Source organism: Bifidobacterium callitrichos (assembly GCF_008698085.1).
GTDB classification, from domain to species: Bacteria; Actinomycetota; Actinomycetes; order Actinomycetales; family Bifidobacteriaceae; genus Bifidobacterium; species Bifidobacterium callitrichos.
The window spans coordinates 1-17,107 of the sequence record NZ_RZJP01000003.1 but is presented as its reverse complement, the minus strand read 5'-3'; the positions used below and the strand labels follow the sequence as shown (position 1 = coordinate 17,107).

Sequence of the window (17,107 nt, the reverse complement as noted above, 5' to 3'; positions counted from 1 at the left end):
ATGTGAGCGCTCTCATCGGGCTTTCGGCCGTATAATTCACACTACGAGACAACGAATGGAAGTGAAGCAATGGTGACTCGATCCGACGGTCCCCGGGACAGTGTCCCAGACGGTGCTGTCCAGAACGGTGCGGCCCGTACGCCCGCGCGCGGCAGGCGCGTCGGGCTCAAGGACATCGCCGACGAACTGGGCATCTCGCAGACGGCGGTGTCCTTCGCCATCAACGACAGGCCCGGAGTCTCCGAGGAGACCAAGCGCAAGGTCAAGATGGCCGCGGCGAAACTCGGTTGGACTCCCGTCTATGCCGCACAGGCGCTGGGATCGTCGAAGACCATGACCGTCGGGTTCGCCCCCTCACGCTCCGCCGACGAACTGCAGGACGAAAGCTTCATGCTGCACTTCATGACCGGCCTGCACGCCTCATTGAGCCGCAAGGGCTACGGTCTGCTCTACCGTCCCTGCGCGTCGCTGCGCGAGGAGCTCACGGTCTACAGGGACTGGTCGGCGCGCAAACGGGTCGACGGCGTCGTACTCGTCGACCTGCGTGCGGACGACCCTCGACCCACACTGCTCAACAGACTCGGGGTTCCCGCGGTGCTTGCCGGCGGACCGGATCCATCCTCGCTGATGCCGTCCCTGTCGATCGACGATGGCGGCACGATGGAGACGGTGCTCAGACACCTGCTGGAGCGGGGGCATCGTCGCATCGCCTATATCTCGGGAGACCCGACCCTCGACTACAGCAAGGACCGCGAGGCCGCGTTCCGTGCGTTCGCCAAGCGCAGGCGACTCGAATCCATCCACGTGGAGTTCACCGATTTCAAGACGGAGCGGGCGTCCGAGCTGACGCTCAGGCTCATGGCCCTGCCGGTGCCTCCCACCGCCTTCATCTACGAGAGCGAGACGCTGGCGGCGGCGAGCCTGCGATCCATCGCCGCCCATCTGATCGCGCAGGGGAGAGGCCTTGAAGGGGTTCCCGCGATCGTGAGCTTCGAGGACAGCTTCATCTGCGAGGCGGCGTATCCGTCGATCACCTCGGTGCATCGCGACGCCAGCGAATACGGCGCGAAGGTGGCCAAGCTGCTGCTCAAGGTGCTGGCCGGCGATCCGGTCAGCGGCAACCGCCGGATCCTCAAGCCCGAACTGGTCATCCGCGAAAGCACCTCGCGCTCCATCGACGTGTGAACAGTGATGTGTGTGACGTGTGTGACGTGTGAGCATCGACGCGGCATAGGTGAGGCCCCGCAATCCCAAACGGATTGCGGGGCCTCACCTATGCCCTGGCCCCCTTAAGACGAGGTGACGAGGGGAGAGGTCAGTCCGCGTTCTTCACGGCGGTGGCGATGGACACCGACGGCTCGAGGAACGGGATCAGCGTCGACTGGAACGCGTGGTACAGGTCGGACTTGCCCGGCCAGACCGTGTCGAGCACGTGGTTGTCCTTGTCGAGCTGGTGGAACCAGGAGCCGCCCTCATGGTCGATGACATGCTCGTCGACGTACTGGGCGAACGTGGCGTACCAGTCGAGGTACTCGTCCCTGCCGGTGGCGGCGTGGAGCGTGGCGGAGGTGTTCATCGCCTCGGCGAGCGTCCAGTGCATGCGGTCGGTCACTACAGGCTTGCCGTTCCAGTCGGTCGTGTAGGCGAGTCCCACCGTGTCGTCGGCGTTCCATGCGTCGGCCACGGCGCGGGCGAACAGCTGCTCGGCGGCCTCGATGTACGGGGCTGCACCCTCGAGGTTCGCGAAGGAGCTCAGCGCCCACTGGGTGATCAGACGAGACCATTCGATGCCATGGCCCGGGGTGGCGCCGTACGGCTTGAACTGGTCGTCCTTCTTGTCCGCGTTGCATTCGAGATCGAGGGACCAGTCGGCGTTGAAGTGCTCGGGGATGCGCCATTCGTTGTCCTTGGCCCAGCCGATCACATGGTCGATGATGCGCCCGGCGCGCACGCGGTAGGAGTTGTCGCCGGTGGCGTCGGCGACGGCGAGGAACGCCTCGGTGGTGTGCATGTTGGCGTTGAGGCCGCGGTACGGGTCGAGCTCGGTGAACTCGGTGTTCCACGTATCCACCGCCAGTCCGATCTCCTCGTCCCAGAAGTGCTCGTCATAGGTCCTCAGGGCCTCGTCGAGCAGCTCTCCGGCACCCGGGCGTCCGGCGAGCAGCGCCGAGGACGCGGCGAGGATCACGAAGGCGTGGGCGTAGCACACCTTGCCCGGAGCGTGGGTGCCGTCGGCGAAGACCTGCGGGTACCAGCCGCCGTGCTCGTCGTCGTGCAGGATGCCGGTCAGGCCCTTGAGGGCCTTGTCCGCAAGCTCGCCGGCACCCGGGTAGCCGAGCATCTCGCCGATCGAGTAGACGTGCGCCATACGCGAGGTGATCCAGGTCTCCACGCCGTGGGAGGGGTCGAGCGTGCCGTCGTCGTTGAGCCAGCCGGAGCCTCCGTTCGGCGCCGGGAATCCCTTGCCGAAATCGAGCAGTTCGTAGGTCTCGGAGGCCATGAAGATGCGGTTGGCCTCGGTGCCGAGCGCATAACGCGGATTGGTGGACATGGGGTGTTTCCTTTCGTTGGAAATGGTTGTTGTTGATGGGTAAGTCAGCGCCTGACGCGGATGTCGAAGTAGTCCATGACGAGTTCGCAGAACATCATGTTGGACCAGCTGAACCATTCGCGCGTGTAGTGCGTGGGATCGTCGACGTCGATGCCCTCGTGCATGAGGTGCGTGCCCGCGTCGGTGGCGACGAGCGCGTCGAGGATGCGGGCCTTGGTCTGCCGGTCGTCGCTGGTCATCGCCTCGATGGACAGGGCGATCGGCCAGACGTAGCGCGGCGGCGTGTGCGGGGAGCCGATGCCCTTGAGGCACCTGCCCTCGTAGTAGTACGGATTCTCGTCGCTCAGCAGCGTGCGGCGCGTGGCGAGGTAGACCGGATCGTCCGCCGCGCAGTATCCGAGGTAGGGGGCGGCCATGAGGCTCGGCACGTTGCTGTCGTCCATGATGAGGTGGTGGCCGAGGCCGTCGGTCTCGAAGGCGTAGATGGTCTCGCCGTCGCGGTTCGTGGTCTTCGCATGGGTCTCGATGCCGGCGATGATCCCCTCGCGCAGACGTGCGGCGCGTGAGGCGATCGACGGGTCGTCGAGCAGATCGGGGGAGAAGATGCGTTCGACGTAGCCCATGACGACCGAGGCGAACATGTTCGACGGCACCAGATAGTGATACGTGCAGGCGTCGTCGCTGGGGCGGAAGCCCGACCAGGTCATGCCGGTGTATGCGACGGGCGTGCCCCGGCCGTCGTTGTCGAGCGTCTCGGTCGCAAGATCGGTGTCGCGCATGAAGAAGTACGGCGAATCCTCGTGATGCTGTTCGGTCTCGAACACGTCGAGGATGCGCTTGACGCCTGCGACGAACACGTCGTCGAAGTGGTCCCTGCGTCCGGTGTTCGCGTAGAGCATCCACGCGAGCTGGATCGGATAGCACAGCGAGTCCACCTCATACTTGCGTTCCCATAGCCACGGGCTGGAGAAGTCGGATCGGTCGTCCTTGTCCCAACTGGCGCCGCTGGGGGTCTCGTTGAACGCGTTCGCGTACGGGTCGATGCCGATGAACCGGAACTGCTGGCGCACGAGGCCGGCGATGAGATCGGACAGTTCCTCGTCCTGCGGGGCGATGGCCAGATAGGGGCGCATCTGCGCGGTGGAGTCGCGCAGCCACATCGCCGGGATGTCTCCCGTGACCAGGAACGTCGTGCCGTCGTCATGACGGCGCACGGTGGTCGCAAGGGTGTTCGCGAAGCAGGCGTTGAAGTTCTCGGCCCAGTCGGCGTGCTCCGCGCCGCACAGATCGGTGATGCGGTGCATGAAATCGGCTACGGATCGCGGGATCGCGGCGTCGTGTGCGACCTTCGGTGTCGGTGATGTCATTGGTTCAACTTCTTCGTTGGTGGATGGACAATGGCTTTCATCCGGTATTCTAAACCGGTTTAGTTGGCGACACGCGAAAGGCCGGCGGTCATCCTTGGCGGACGGCCGCCGGCCCTGCGCGTTCGGATCAGACGATCATCCGACGATGATCGAGAGGATCACTTGCCGGCCTCGGCCAGGTAGTCCGGCATCTGGGCCGGGTACTGCGGCCAGGCGCCGTTCTGGGTGCACACGAAGGCGGCGGTGTTGACGGCCTTGCGGTGGGCTTCTGCCAGGGAGTCGCCCAGCAGGGTGCGGGCGGTGAACGTGCCGGAGAAGGAGTCGCCGGCGCCGACGGTGTCGACGACCTCGACGCGCGGGGTGTCCACGGTGGAGATCTCGCCGTTCTTGGAGATGATGGTGGAGTAGGCGGAGCCGGCGGTCAGGATCACGTAGTCGAGATCGTACTGCTCGAGGAACCAGCGGGAGGCGTCGTCGCCGGAGGTGCCGCGGATGTCGAACATGTCACGCAGGAGCAGCAGCTCCTCGTCGTTGATCTTGAAGACGGTGGCCTGGCCCAGCAGCTCCTCGATGAGCTCCTTGGAGTAGTGGTCGCCGCGCAGGTTGATGTCGAAGAACTTCATCGCGCCCGGCTTGGTGTGCTTGAGCAGCTCGGTGATGGTGGCGTGGGACTCGGGGGAGCGCAGAGCCAGGGTGCCATAGCAGACGGCGTCGGCCTGCTTGACGACGTCGATGAGCTGACGGGTGTACAGGATGTGGTCCCAGGCCACGCCCTTGACGATGGTGTACTCCGGGATGCCGTTCCTGAGCTCGACCTCGACGGTGGAGGTCGGCCAGGCGTTGCGCTGGATCACGGCGTGGATGCCGGCCTTGGCGGTCTCGGCCAGCAGCTCGTCGCCGAGCTCATCCTCGCCGACGGCGGAGATGGAGTAGCCGTCCGCGCCGTTCATCATCGCGTGGTAGGCGAAGTTGACGGGGGCGCCGCCGGCGCGCTTGCCGGTGGGGAGCATATCCCACAGCAGCTCGCCGAGGGAGAGGACGATCGGCTTGGACTTGGTGGTTTCGGACATGGTGGTTTCCTTTCCTTGTTTGTTGTGTTGGGTTTTTCCGTTTGGGAAATCTTGTGGTTCGCTCCTTGGCGTCCGGGCCTAGCCCAGATCGAAGAAGGTCGATGGCCGCTCGAGGAACTGGGTGACGGCCACGGCCGCCGCGCCGCACACGGCGGCGTCCGTCGGCATGGTCGACAGGGTGATTCTGGTGGAGTCGTAGAGCTCGGGGATGGAACGGCCTCGCACCGTGGCGAGCACCTCGTCGAGGAACAGATCGCCGCCTTCGGCGACGATGTCCCCGATGATGATGTGGGCCGGGTTGAAGGCGTTGAAGATGATCATGCAGCCGTAGCCGACGTATCGGGCGGTACGCAGGACGAGCTCGCGCGCCTTGGCGTCGCCCTTGCGCGCCAAGGCGAACAGCGCCCGCGTCGCCTCCGCGTTGGACATGGACTGCGCGCCGGGCACGATCTCGCCGTTGGCGACGATCTCCTGGCGGATCGCGGGGGTGGAGCAATAGCGTTCGAGGCATCCGACGTTGCCGCAGTCGCAGGGCTTGCCGTGCACGTCGACGGAGACATGGCCGATCTCGGTGGCGGCGCCGAGCGCGCCGTTGACGATGTGGCCGTTGTCGATGACCCCGAGGCCCACGCCCTCGCCGACCAGATAGTAGGCGAGATCGTTCTCGCCGTGCGATTCGGGGTCGAACAGGTAATGGGCGAGCGCGCCGGCCCGGGCGTCCTGCTCGATGAACACGGGGACCCGGAACGCATGCGTGAACTCGTCGATGAAGTTCACGTTGCGCCAGCCGGTCATCGACGAGACGACGGCGGTGTAGCCCTTGTCGCGCATGTAGGGGCCGGGGATCGCCATGCCGATGGCGACGATCAGATCGTCCTCGTCCAGCAGCTCCTCGATGCGCCGGTGCAGCAGGGTCACCGTTTCGCCGATGGTCTCGTTGGTGATGGGCGGCATGTCCTCGGTGCCTAGGGTGTTGCCGGCCAGATCGAAGACGCCGATGCGCACGAGGGATCGGGCGAATTTGACGCCGATCACGTGGAAGTGCGTGGTGTCAAGCTTCAGGCCGATGGAGCGGCGGTTCTTCGCGCCCTCCATGTCGCCGGTCTCCTGGATGGCGCCGACGTCGATGAGCTGCGCGGTGATCTTGGTGATGGCGGCGGGGGTGAGGTCGAGCGCCTTGGCGATCTGTGCGCGGGAGCTGACGCCGTTGTGATAGAGATGCTGGAGGATGCGGGAGCGGTTGGACTCGGCGATGGATGCCCGGGATGTGCCGGTGGCGTTGCTGCCGTTGCTCATGCCTGACACCTCCTTGCGTCATCCGTGCCGTCCGCACCGTTGTGTGGTCCACCGTTGGGTGGTCTGCGATCGTCCTTGAATCTGAACTTGATTAAGATATTAACGCAGTTAATACATGAACGCAATTAAGGAATGCCCGGCGTGTCGCCGACGGGGCGTCTCCGTTTACGGCGGCTAGGATGGACGCCAAGCCACGGAAGACTGCGGGCGAAGAGGCCCTTGCGGAGTTTTCGTGGAAACGATCACAGGTCACGAAGGAGCTGCGTATGACGATGATCGAAATAGCCGTGCAGGATGTCGCCGGCGCGAGGATCGCGAAGGAGGAGGGTGCCGACCGCATCGAACTATGCGTGGCGCTGGGTGCCACCGGAGGACTCACGCCAAGCGCGGGCCTCATCGCCGCGTGCGCCGCGATCGGCGTGGGCGGCGACGACGGGGGAGTGCAGGCCCTGATCCGCCCGCGCGCCGGATCGTTCGTGTTCGATGACGACGAGAAGGCCGTGCAGCTCGCCGACGTGCGCATGGCCGTGCATGCCGGCGCCAGCGGGGTCGTGGTCGGAGGTCTGACGCGTGACGGCGTGATCGACGAGCCGTTCGCGGCGGCGTTGGCCGACGCCGCACGCCGTGCCGGGCGGGAGACGGGACGGGACGTCCAGCTCGTCTTCCACCGCGCCTTCGACATGGTTCCCGATCGCGACGCCGCACTGGAGACGCTCATCGCCCTGGGGTACACGCGCGTGCTCACCTCGGGCGGCGCGCCGCGCGTGCCCGAGGGCGTGGGCGCCCTGCACGATCTGGCGGTCCGGGCCTCCGGACGCATCCAGATCGAGGCCGGAGGAGGTCTCACCCTCGAGTCGATAGCCGCGACCCGAGCCGCCGGCGTGGATGCGCTGCATATGTCCGCCAAGCGGCTCGTGCACTCCGAGGGCGGTCCGGGAGGCGGTGGCGGCGCGCCGATCGAGGTCACCGACCGGGAGACGGTGCGCGCGGCGGTGGAGGCGGCGCACCGCTGAACGGTGCCGACCGGCTGTGACCGTCGGTGACCTGCGCCGACTGGTGCTATGACGCTACTCCTCCTCGAGATGATGTAGCACGACGACCACCGCCGCGCCTCGCAGGGTGGCCTCCGCCCCGCACTGGCAGCGGCGGATGACCGCCCGATCATGGAACTTCGACAGCGTCATCGCGTCGAGACGCCGCTGCGCCGCCTCGAGGAAGGTGTCGTTGACCACGTCCGCGGGCCCGTACACGCACACGTCGCTGATGTCGAGCAGACCGACCGGCATGGCCATGGCCGAGGCGAAGTACTCGCCGGCCTCACGGATGATGGCCGTGCGTTTCGTCTCGTCGGCGCCGATCATGCGCTCTCTCAGCACGCCGGCCGAGATCACGCGCTCCATGCATCCGCGCTTGCCGCAGGGGCAGAGCGGTCCGTGCTCGGGGTCGGGGGAGATGTGGCCGATCTCGCCACCGGCGTGCTGTTCGCCGATGACCGGCACGTCGTTGATGAGCGTCGCCGAGCCGATGCCGTGGCCGATCTTGACGAACACGAGATTCGGGCCGGCCTGCCCGAAGAAGCGCTCGGTGAGCATCGTGCACATCACGTTGTTCGCGATCGTGACGGGAACGGTGAACCGGGTCTCCAGCACGGTCTTGAGATCCACGTCGCGCCACCCGAGCGCCGTGGACTCGCTCACCACGCCGCCGCGGACCACGCCGGGCACGGCGACCCCGATGCCGACGAGCGAGCCCATGTCGAGATCGGCGGTGAGCTGGTCGACGAGCTGGACGATGGTGTCCGCATCGACGCGGACGTCCGGCCCCAGCGCACTCTCCATATGCTGCAGGGGGTTTCCGAGCAGATCGGTCAGCGCGCCCTGCACGAGATGCGGCTGGGCCAGATCGATGCTGATGATGCGCAGACGCGTCGTGTCCACGCTCAGCAGCATGGCCCTCTTGCCCTTGCCGGTGACGGGGGAGACATGGCCGTTCTCGCGGATCAGTCCCTCATCGAGCATGCCCGCCACGACGTCCGAGACGGCCACGCGCGACAGCCCGGTCATCCGCCCCAGCTGGGCGCGTGAATAGCGGCTCGCCGGGAACAGCAGATTGAAGATGAGCGAGCGGTTGAGCCTTCGCACGTCGGAGGGGCTGGCCTTGGTCGTCCGGCCGGGGGCCCTCAGTGGGAGCGAACCTGTGTACGCCTGATCGGCCATGATGCCGCCTTCCTTGAATACCGCCATATCACTGTCGTAATCGTCGTCGTAATCCGTCGTAATCGTCCGTCATGTCTCGTACCGCCCACGGGCGTCAGGGAATGATAGTATGCACCGCGACACTGCCCGCGCCTACTATTTAAGCAATGTGTCTTTTCATTATAGTCTCGCTGCCGGCTCCCGCAACCTCCCGGGAGCGGCTTGGCGTCGGGGATCGGCGGATTTGTAAGTGTTCTTAACTTCCCTGTTTTCAGTGAACATGCGCTTCGTGATCTCATCGGAGGGTTTCACGATTCGGACATCGCCTCATTGTCGGATCCGACATGTGGACGCAATAATGAAACGTTGGAATTTCAAGGAAAACGGCACATCGCAATGCATGCGCGTCACATAAGGAAACGTCCAGTTAACACAAAGAGTTCCTATAGTCGGCCCTAATCCACACCGGCGCATACGCGATGTGGCCTAGGAACACACCCTAGGAACCTTAGAGAGAGGATTCCCATGAAATCCAGGAAAGTCATGGCGCTGATCGCATCCGTCGCGGCCATCGCCTCGCTCGCCGCATGCGGCGGCGTGAAGGACAACGGCGCGGGCGCCACCGCGAACGCGGGTTCGACTATCACCATCGGCACCACCGACAAGATCACCAGCGTCGACCCGGCCGGCTCCTACGACAACGGCTCCTACGCCGTGCAGATCCAGATCTTCCCGTTCCTGTACGCGCAGAACTACAACACCTCCGAGCTGAGCCCGGACATCGCCGCCGACGACGGCACGTGGAACTCCGACGGCACCGAGTTCACCGTCAAGCTCAAGGACGGCCTCAAGTTCGCCAACGGCAACGACCTGACCGCCTCCGACGTCAAGTTCTCCTTCGACCGCATCAAGAAGATCGACGACCCGAACGGCCCGAGTTCGCTCTTGGCCAACATCGACTCCGTCACCGCCAAGGACGACACCACCGTCGTGTTCAAGGACACCGTGCCCTACGACGTGACCCTCAAGCAGGTGCTCTCCAGCCCGGCCGGCCCGATCGTCGACGAGGACTCCTTCGACGCCGACAAGCTCACCCCGGCCGACACGATCGTCTCCAAGAAGGCGTTCGCCGGCCCGTACACGCTCACCTCGTTCAAGAACAACGAGTCCGCAGCCTACGCCAAGAACGACTCCTACCAGGGCCTGACCCCGGCCAAGAACTCCGCCGTGCAGGTCAAGTACTTCGCCGACGCCTCCAACCTGAAGCTCGCCGTCCAGCAGGGCCAGGTCGACGTCGCCTACCGCTCCCTGAGCCCGACCGACATCGAGGATCTCTCCAAGGACTCCAAGGTCAAGGTCGTCAAGGGACCGGGCGGTGAGGAGCGCTTCCTCGCCTTCAACTTCAAGATCCAGCCGTACGGCGAGAAGTCCAGCGAGCCGGACGCCAACAAGGCCAAGGCCGTGCGCCAGGCCGTCGCGAACCTCATCGACCGCGACGAGCTGTCCACCAAGGTCTACAAGGACACCTACACTCCGTTGTACTCCTTCATCCCCGACGGCCTCGCCGGCCATGACGACACCCTGAAGGCCGCCTACGGCGACGGCAACGGCAAGCCGAGCGCCGAGAAGGCCAAGCAGGTCCTCGAGGCCGCCGGCGTCAAGACCCCGGTCGATCTGAAGCTGCAGTACAACAACGACCACTACGGCTCCTCCTCCGCCGACGAGTACGCTGCCATCAAGAACCAGCTCGAGGCCGACGGCCTGTTCAAGGTCGACCTGCAGTCCACCGAATGGACCCAGTACAACAAGGAGCGCAACGTCACCGACAGCTCCGACGGCGCCTACCCGGTCTACCAGCTCGGCTGGTTCCCGGACTACTCCGACCCGGACAACTACCTGTCTCCGTTCTTCCGTGACGGCAACTTCGTCAACAACGGCTACTCCAACAAGGAGGTCAACGACCTCATCGTCAAGCAGGCCGGCGAGAAGGACGCCTCCGCCCGTGAGGAGATCCTCAAGCAGATCCAGAAGCTCGAGACCGAGGACCTGTCCACCATCCCGTTGCTGCAGGGCGCGCAGGTGGCCGTGACCGGTGCGAACGTCAAGGGCGTCACCCTCGACGCGTCGTTCCGTTTCCGCTACGCCTCCGTCACCAAGTGACGCGATAGCGCGGACCGGCCGGCGGATCGATAATCCGCCGGCCGAACCCACCCGCTCCCGTCGGCATAGCCGGCGGGAGCCTTATCACATCATCACCCATCCATCAAAAAGGAGCTTCGCGTGTCAGACAGCACCGCAACGGACTCCACCGGAACGAAGGCGGCCAAGCCAAAGCGGAACCGTCTGTCCGGCGGGTTCTTCCGATTCATCCTGACCAGATTCCTGCTGATCATCCCCACGGTCTTCATCCTCGTCACCATCGTCTTCTTCGTGATGCGCGCCACCGGCGACCCGATCTCCGCCGCGCTCGGCGGCCGACTCACCCCCGAGGAGCTGCAGAAGCGAATCCACGCCGCCGGCTACGACCGTCCGCTCATCGTGCAGTACCTCGACTACCTCGGCGGTCTGCTTCACGGCGACCTCGGCACGACGCTCACCGACAACCAGCCGGTCATCACCATCCTCACCCGTTACGGCGCCGCCACGTTCGAGCTGGCGTTCCTCTCGCTCATCGTCGCGCTCATCGTCGGCATCGGGCTCGGCCGCATCGCCGCCCGCCACCGCGACCACGCGGCCGACGCCGGCATCCGCGTGTTCGCCATCCTGTGCTACGCGACCCCCGTGTTCTTCCTCGGTCTGGTCCTCAAGCTCATCTTCGCCGTGTGGCTCAACGTGCTGCCCTCCTCGGGCCGTTCCGACCTGACCAGCGAGATGCAGTTCCAGCGTCTCGTATCGCCGACCGGCTTCTACATCATCGACTCGCTCCAGCTGGGCGACATGACCGTCCTCGCCGACGTGCTGCGCCACGCCGTCCTGCCGGCCCTCGCGCTGGGCCTGCTGACCGCCGGCGTGTTCATCCGTCTGGTGCGCACCAACGTGATCGCCACCTACAACTCCGGCTACGTCGAGGCGGCACGTTCCCGCGGCGTGTCCGAATCGCGCCTGCTCAGGAAGCATGCGTGGCGTCCGGCCCTGATCCCGATCATCACCGTCATGGGCATGCAGATCGCGATGATGCTCGCCGGCGCGGTTCTGACGGAGACGACCTTCGAATGGAAGGGACTGGGCTTCATGCTCTCCACCTACCTGAAGGCCCGCGACTTCGTGGCCGTGCAGGGCATCGTGATCCTCATCGCCATCATCGTGGCCGTCGTCAACTTCATCGTCGACGTGGTCGCCGCGCTCATCGACCCGAGAGTGAGGTACTGACATGACCGAAAGCACCGTCAACAAGGTCGGCGTGCCCGGCGACAGCCGCCTGAACGACCTCAAGGTCAACAAGTCCGGCCCGTGGTGGACCAAGGCTCCGATCATCAAGGATCTGCGCATCGCCGTCGGCTGGCAGAAGGGCATGCTCGTCACCGGACTGGTGATCACGCTTTTCTTCATCCTCCTGGCCATCTTCGCGCCGCTCATCGCACCGTACGGCTATTCGCAGATGAAGGACTCGTCCGGCCAGGCGTTCCCGACGCAGGCCGCGCCCAGCTCCGAACACATCTGGGGCACGACCGTGGGCGGCTATGACGTGTTCAGCCGCACCATCTGGGGCGCGCGCACCGCCATCATCGCCATCGTCATCGCCGTGCTGCTTTCCATCTTCGCCGGCGTGCTGCTCGGCCTCGTCTCCGGCTACTTCGGCGGATGGGTCGATCGCGTGCTCGTCGTGATCGCCGACGCGATCTACTCGTTCCCGTCCCTGCTGCTCGCCATCCTCATGGCCATCATGATCTCCGGCGGCCAGTCCGGCCTGTGGAGCGGCATTTTTGCCTCCGGCATCTCGATCACCGTGGTGTACATCCCGCAGTACTTCCGCACGATCCGCGCCGAAGTGGTGCGCATCAAGTCGTCCGCGTACGTCGAATCCGCGAAGGTCGTCGGCGCCTCCACCTGGCGCATCATGACCAAGCACCTGCTCAAGAACTCCACCCGCACCCTGCCGGTGATCCTCACGCTCAACTCCTCCGAGGCGATCCTGACCCTCGCCGGTCTGGGCTTCCTCGGCTTCGGCATCGAACCGACCGCCGCCTCCGAGTGGGGCTACGACCTGAACCGCTCCGTCGCCGACGTGACCGCCGGCATCTGGTGGACGGCCATCTTCCCGGGCCTCGCGATCGTGCTCATTGTGCTCGGCATCACGCTCGTCGGCGAATCGCTCAACGATCTGGCCGATCCGCGACTGCGCGCCCGCAAGTCCGCCGGCGAGGTCGTCGGCTCGATCGAGGACACCTCCGTCGACCCGAGCGAGAAGCCCGGCGCGCGCAACGAGGTCGTCGCCGAGCTCGACGCGGCCAGAAACCCGCTCGCCCCGAACGAGACGCCCGTCACCGTCATCGACCATGATCCGGCGATCCCGGGCAGCGAATGGACCGGCGAGGGCAAGGCCCCCGCCTCGGATGAAGGAAAGGAGTGAGCCATGACCGAGTCCCAGAACGCCAATCTCGCCGAGATCAAGGACCTGTCCGTCTCCTTCATGACCGACGCAGGATCCATCAAGGCGATCGATAGGATCAACTTCACCATCCCGCGCAAGACCGTCGTCGGCGTGGTCGGCGAATCAGGCTCCGGCAAGTCTGTGACCGCACGATCGATCATCAAGCTCCTGCCCGAGACCGCCACCACCTCCGGTGCCGTCTACCTGTCCAAGCGCGACGGCTCCGATTCGCTCGACGTGCTCTCCCTGAGCGGCGAACAGCTGCGCGAGGTGCGCGGCTCCGAGGCCGCGATGGTCTTCCAGGAGCCCAATTCGGTGCTGAACCCGGTGTACACCATCGGCTGGCAGATCGAGGAGGGCCTGCGCGCGCACGGCATGAAGGACAAGAAGGAGCTGCGCGCCAAGGCCATCGACATCCTGAAGAAGGTCGGCATCCCGGACGCCGAGACCCGTGTGGACTACTATCCGCACCAGTTCTCCGGCGGCCAGAAGCAGCGCATCGTCATCGCGATGGCGCTGGTGCTGAACCCCGGGCTCATCCTCGCCGACGAGCCCACCACCGCGCTCGACGTCACCGTGCAGGCCGAGATCCTCGACCTGCTGCGCCTCGCCCGCGACGAGTTCGACGCCTCCGTGCTCATCATCACGCACAACATGGGCGTCATCGCCGACATCGCCGATCAGGTCGTCGTCATGTACCGCGGCCACGTTGTCGAACAGGGTACGGTCGAACAGATCTTCTACCATCCCAAGGCCGACTACACCAAGCGTCTGCTCGGCGCCGTTCCGCGCATCGGACAGAAGCTCACCGTGTACGACCGCGACGGCAGGGTGTTGGAGCGTGAATCCGACTGGCGCAGCCAGCCGGTGGCCGTCGAGGCGAAGGGGCTGACGATCACCTACCCGGGCCACCTCATGCAGCCCGACTTCAAGGCGGTCGACGGCATCGACTTCACCATCCACCGCTCCGAGGTGCTTGGCCTCGTGGGCGAGTCCGGCTCCGGCAAATCCACCACGGGTCGTGCGATCGCCGGCCTGCAGAAGGTCTCCGGCGGCTCGCTCAACGTGCTCGGCATCGAGATGAACGGCGTCAAGGAACGCGACTTCAAGCCCAAGCGCGCCGACATCGGCTTCGTGTTCCAGGATCCGGGAAGCTCGTTCAACCCGCTGATGACCATCGCCGAGAACGTGGCCGAACCGCTCATCGTGCACGGCAAGTACGGTTCCGTCGCCGAGGCGAGGGACTACGTGGGCGACCTGCTCGAAATGGTGCAGCTGCCGCGCGCGTACATGAACCGATTCCCGCACGAGCTCTCCGGCGGACAGCGGCAGAGGGCGTCGCTCGCGCGCGGCCTCGCGTTGAAGCCGTCGCTGCTCATCGCCGACGAGCCGACCTCCGCACTGGACGTGTCCGTGCAGGCGAAGGTGCTGCAGCTGTTCAAGAAGCTGCAGGTCGAGATCGGCTTCGCCTGCCTGTTCATCACCCACGATCTGGCCGTCGTCGACATGCTCGCCGACCGCATCATGGTGATGCACAAGGGCCGCATCGTCGAGCACGGCGACGCGGACGACATCATGCAACGTCCGCAGAACCCGTACACGAAGAAGCTGCTGGCCTCGCTGCCGGTGCCCGACCCGCGCGAGCAGCGCATCCACCGCGATCAGCTCCACGAGCTGCTCGCCTCCGAGGCGTGACGGGGCTCGATTTCCTCTGAAGGTACGAGAAAAGCCGTTGCTGAGTGATCCTCAGCAACGGCTTTTCTCTGTTGCCGGTTGTCGGCGTTACGATCCGCTAGTGCTGCTCTCCGTCGAAGACGAACAGCGCGTGGGCGTCGCCTCTGGCCTTGTTCTCGATGTACGTGCGGAACAGGGCCAGACGCTCCACCGTGCTGGCCGCGAGCGGCTGGGGGAGATCGTCCATATCGAACCAGCCGACGGAAAGGCTCTCCTCGTCACCGACGAACGGGTCGGCGTTGCCGCCGGGCTTCAGCGCGCACAGGAACGAATGGTCCATGTACATCGTGTTGTCGCCGTTCGCATAGGTGATGACCTTGTCGGAGGAGGTGACGGCCACCAGATCGGTGACGATCGCGTCGACGCCGGTCTCCTCCTTGATCTCGCGCACCACGGTGTCGGCGGGCTGCTCACCCGGCTCGTTGATGCCGTAGACCATCGCCCATTCGCCGGTGTCCGAACGGCGGCCGAGCAGCAGCTGCCCATGCTCGTTGAGCACGCAGCCGGTCACGCCGTTGAGCCACAGGAGATCATGGCCGATCTTCTTACGCAGTTCGAGCACGAATTCGGGGGTCGGCATGGTTCAGCGCTCCTGACCGGCCGCGGCGCGTTCGCGCATCCACTCCCCGACGTCCTCGATCTGCTTCGGGATGCCGGCGGAGATCCATTCGGGGCCGTTCTCGGTCATGAGCACGTCGTCCTCGATGCGGATGCCGATGCCACGGTACTCCGGCGGGATCAGCAGATCGTCCTCACGGAAGTACAGGCCCGGCTCGATCGTGAAGATCATGCCCGGACGGATCGGTGCGCCCTGATACGACTCGAAACGGGCCTGCGCGCAGTCGTGCACGTCGAGACCAAGGTGATGTGCCACGCCGCAGGCGAGCCAACGGCGATGCTGCTGGCCCTCGGGGGAGAGGGACGTCTCCACGTCCACCGGCAGCAGGCCCCAGTCGTGCAGACGCTCGGCGATCACGCGCATGCACGCGTGGTGGATGTCCGAATACGTGGCACCCGGCTTGGCGGCCTCGAAGCCGGCCTGCTGGGAGTCGAGCACAGCCTGGTACAGACGCTTCTGCAGATCGGTGAACCTGCCGTTGGTCGGGAAGGTGCGGGTGATGTCCGCCGTGTACAGGGAGTCGACCTCGACGCCCGCGTCGACGAGCAGCATGTCGCCGGTCCTCACCACGCCGGTGTTGCGCATCCAGTGCAGGATCGGGGCGTGCGGTCCGGAGGCGACGATCGAATCGTAGCCGACCGCGTTACCGAGCTCGCGGGAGACCGCGTTGAACGCGCCCTCGAGGATGCGTTCGGAACGCGGCTTGTCGAGCGCGGACGGCAGGGAGGAGAGCAGACGGTCGAAGCCGTGTTTGGTGGCGTCGACGGCCTTGCGCATCTCGCCGATCTCATAGGCGTCCTTGACCATGCGGGCCTCGGACGTGAACTCGTGCAGCTTGTCGTCGGCGGCGGCGTTCCTATCCGGATCGGCCGCGCCGTTCGCCTCGCGCACCGACTCGACGAGCGCGGTGATCTTCGGGTCGGTCTCGCGCATCACGCGCACGCGCACGGCGCCGGCCTCCGCACCCACGTCCTTGGACAGGGCGTCGGCCAGCTGCGCGATGTCATGCGTCTCGATGCCCGTCATCGCGGTCATCTCCTTGAGACCGGCGCGCGGGCCGACCCAGTACTCGCCGTAGTGCGGGTTCATGAAGAAGTCGGTGGTGGAGTTGTCGGCGCGGGGGGCGACGAACAGCTCCGGCACATGGGTCTGGCCGGCCTTGGCCTCGGGGGAATCCGGGTCCACCGGGTTGAGGACCAGCACGGCGCCCGCCTCGTAGTCGACGCCGAGACCGGTGTAGTACGCGAAGGCGGTGTCCGGACGGAACATGTAATCGCAGTCGTTGTTGCGCACCTTGGGGCTTCCGGCGGGGATCACCAGACGCTCGCCCGGGAAGGCGGCGCCGAGGGCCTTGAGCCTTGCCGGCGTGAACTTCGAGGATTCCAGCGGCTCGATGTCCGGCTCGTCATCCGCCCATCCGGAGCGCATGAACTCCTTGAACGCCTCGGAGCGCGGACGCAGCGAACGGTTGTTCACTCGGTCGCTCATCGCCTGATCCGGGCCCGGCGCGCTCCGGCGCTCCTCGGCCTCGTACTGCTTGTCCTTGTCGGTGACGACATCACCCATGGATATTCCTCCCTTGTGAATACTCCTCATAGAAGGGTCTCGTGTTACCGCTCCCATCCTAGTACGCTGTCGTCCTGTACCACCACCCATTCATGCCCGCCCACAACCCACCCACAAC

13 protein-coding genes are annotated in these 17,107 nt (G+C 65.4%); 6 read left to right on the top strand and 7 right to left on the bottom strand.

The features are described from left to right. Positions 1–69: 69 nt before the first annotated feature. A complete protein-coding gene (locus EMB92_RS07180; protein WP_150394335.1) occupies positions 70–1,185 on the top strand; it encodes a LacI family DNA-binding transcriptional regulator in 1,116 nt (371 codons plus the stop codon). A 130-nt stretch (positions 1,186–1,315) separates the two neighbouring features. Here the strand turns inward: EMB92_RS07180 and EMB92_RS07175 are convergent, their stop codons facing one another. The 4 genes from EMB92_RS07175 to EMB92_RS07160 form a co-directional block, all read right to left on the bottom strand. Next, positions 1,316–2,551 carry an AGE family epimerase/isomerase gene (locus EMB92_RS07175; RefSeq protein ID WP_150394334.1) on the bottom strand — a complete coding sequence of 412 codons (1,236 nt, stop codon included), beginning with the start codon at positions 2,549–2,551 and terminating at the stop codon, positions 1,316–1,318. Between the two features lie 44 nt (positions 2,552–2,595). Beyond that, positions 2,596–3,918 carry a glycoside hydrolase family 125 protein gene (locus EMB92_RS07170; RefSeq protein ID WP_150394333.1) on the bottom strand — a complete coding sequence of 441 codons (1,323 nt, stop codon included), beginning with the start codon at positions 3,916–3,918 and terminating at the stop codon, positions 2,596–2,598. A gap of 158 nt (positions 3,919–4,076) precedes the next feature. Further along, positions 4,077–4,988, bottom strand: a complete 912-nt coding sequence (locus EMB92_RS07165; RefSeq protein WP_043167027.1) for a carbohydrate kinase family protein — start codon at positions 4,986–4,988, stop codon at positions 4,077–4,079. 78 nt (positions 4,989–5,066) lie between these two features. Further along, positions 5,067–6,284, bottom strand: a complete 1,218-nt coding sequence (locus tag EMB92_RS07160) for an ROK family transcriptional regulator (protein ID WP_150394332.1) — start codon at positions 6,282–6,284, stop codon at positions 5,067–5,069. A 266-nt stretch (positions 6,285–6,550) separates the two neighbouring features. On the opposite strand from EMB92_RS07160, the gene EMB92_RS07155 reads away from it, so the two are divergent. Further along, the gene (locus EMB92_RS07155) at positions 6,551–7,297 is read left to right on the top strand and encodes a copper homeostasis protein CutC (RefSeq protein ID WP_150394331.1); all 747 of its coding nucleotides are present in this window, start codon (positions 6,551–6,553) and stop codon (positions 7,295–7,297) included. Positions 7,298–7,351: 54 nt separating this feature from the next. Here EMB92_RS07155 and EMB92_RS07150 read toward each other — a convergent pair whose 3' ends face one another. Further along, on the bottom strand, positions 7,352–8,500 hold the full coding sequence (locus tag EMB92_RS07150) for an ROK family protein (RefSeq protein ID WP_150394559.1): 1,149 nt from the start codon (positions 8,498–8,500) through the stop codon (positions 7,352–7,354). A 504-nt stretch (positions 8,501–9,004) separates the two neighbouring features. Between EMB92_RS07150 and EMB92_RS07145 the strand changes: the two genes are divergently transcribed. The 4 genes from EMB92_RS07145 to EMB92_RS07130 all read left to right on the top strand — a co-directional run bounded on the left by EMB92_RS07145 (position 9,005) and on the right by EMB92_RS07130 (position 14,765). Then, entirely contained in the window at positions 9,005–10,639 is a 1,635-nt protein-coding gene (locus tag EMB92_RS07145; RefSeq protein WP_150394330.1) for an ABC transporter substrate-binding protein, read from the top strand. Between the two features lie 120 nt (positions 10,640–10,759). Further along, positions 10,760–11,848, top strand: a complete 1,089-nt coding sequence (locus EMB92_RS07140) for an ABC transporter permease (RefSeq protein WP_150394329.1) — start codon at positions 10,760–10,762, stop codon at positions 11,846–11,848. A gap of 1 nt (position 11,849) precedes the next feature. Then, positions 11,850–13,049: an ABC transporter permease gene (locus tag EMB92_RS07135; protein ID WP_150394328.1), complete on the top strand. Its 1,200-nt coding sequence runs from the start codon at positions 11,850–11,852 to the stop codon at positions 13,047–13,049. Positions 13,050–13,052: 3 nt separating this feature from the next. Then, entirely contained in the window at positions 13,053–14,765 is a 1,713-nt protein-coding gene (locus EMB92_RS07130; protein ID WP_150394327.1) for a dipeptide ABC transporter ATP-binding protein, read from the top strand. Positions 14,766–14,862: 97 nt separating this feature from the next. On the opposite strand, the gene EMB92_RS07125 is transcribed toward EMB92_RS07130, so the two are convergent. Together EMB92_RS07125 and EMB92_RS07120 are read right to left on the bottom strand one after the other, a co-directional pair. Continuing rightward, a complete protein-coding gene (locus tag EMB92_RS07125) occupies positions 14,863–15,384 on the bottom strand; it encodes an NUDIX hydrolase (protein WP_150394326.1) in 522 nt (173 codons plus the stop codon). A 3-nt stretch (positions 15,385–15,387) separates the two neighbouring features. Then, positions 15,388–16,989 (bottom strand): aminopeptidase P family protein, encoded by a 1,602-nt coding sequence (locus tag EMB92_RS07120; RefSeq protein ID WP_150394325.1) that lies wholly within the window; start codon positions 16,987–16,989, stop codon positions 15,388–15,390. Positions 16,990–17,107 lie beyond the last annotated feature (118 nt).

Excerpts from the sequence above, each read along its gene's own strand:
- EMB92_RS07160 (WP_150394332.1), bottom strand. The coding sequence starts at position 6,284 with ATGAGCAACGGCAGCAACGCCACCGGCACATCCCGGGCATCCATCGCC.
- EMB92_RS07175 (WP_150394334.1), bottom strand. The coding sequence starts at position 2,551 with ATGTCCACCAATCCGCGTTATGCGCTCGGCACCGAGGCCAACCGCATC.
- EMB92_RS07165 (WP_043167027.1), bottom strand. The coding sequence starts at position 4,988 with ATGTCCGAAACCACCAAGTCCAAGCCGATCGTCCTCTCCCTCGGCGAG.
- EMB92_RS07135 (WP_150394328.1), top strand. The coding sequence starts at position 11,850 with ATGACCGAAAGCACCGTCAACAAGGTCGGCGTGCCCGGCGACAGCCGC.
- EMB92_RS07150 (WP_150394559.1), bottom strand. The coding sequence starts at position 8,500 with ATGGCCGATCAGGCGTACACAGGTTCGCTCCCACTGAGGGCCCCCGGC.
- EMB92_RS07125 (WP_150394326.1), bottom strand. The coding sequence starts at position 15,384 with ATGCCGACCCCCGAATTCGTGCTCGAACTGCGTAAGAAGATCGGCCAT.
- EMB92_RS07120 (WP_150394325.1), bottom strand. The coding sequence starts at position 16,989 with ATGGGTGATGTCGTCACCGACAAGGACAAGCAGTACGAGGCCGAGGAG.
- EMB92_RS07170 (WP_150394333.1), bottom strand. The coding sequence starts at position 3,918 with ATGACATCACCGACACCGAAGGTCGCACACGACGCCGCGATCCCGCGA.
- EMB92_RS07145 (WP_150394330.1), top strand. The coding sequence starts at position 9,005 with ATGAAATCCAGGAAAGTCATGGCGCTGATCGCATCCGTCGCGGCCATC.
- EMB92_RS07130 (WP_150394327.1), top strand. The coding sequence starts at position 13,053 with ATGACCGAGTCCCAGAACGCCAATCTCGCCGAGATCAAGGACCTGTCC.
- EMB92_RS07180 (WP_150394335.1), top strand. The coding sequence starts at position 70 with ATGGTGACTCGATCCGACGGTCCCCGGGACAGTGTCCCAGACGGTGCT.
- EMB92_RS07155 (WP_150394331.1), top strand. The coding sequence starts at position 6,551 with ATGACGATGATCGAAATAGCCGTGCAGGATGTCGCCGGCGCGAGGATC.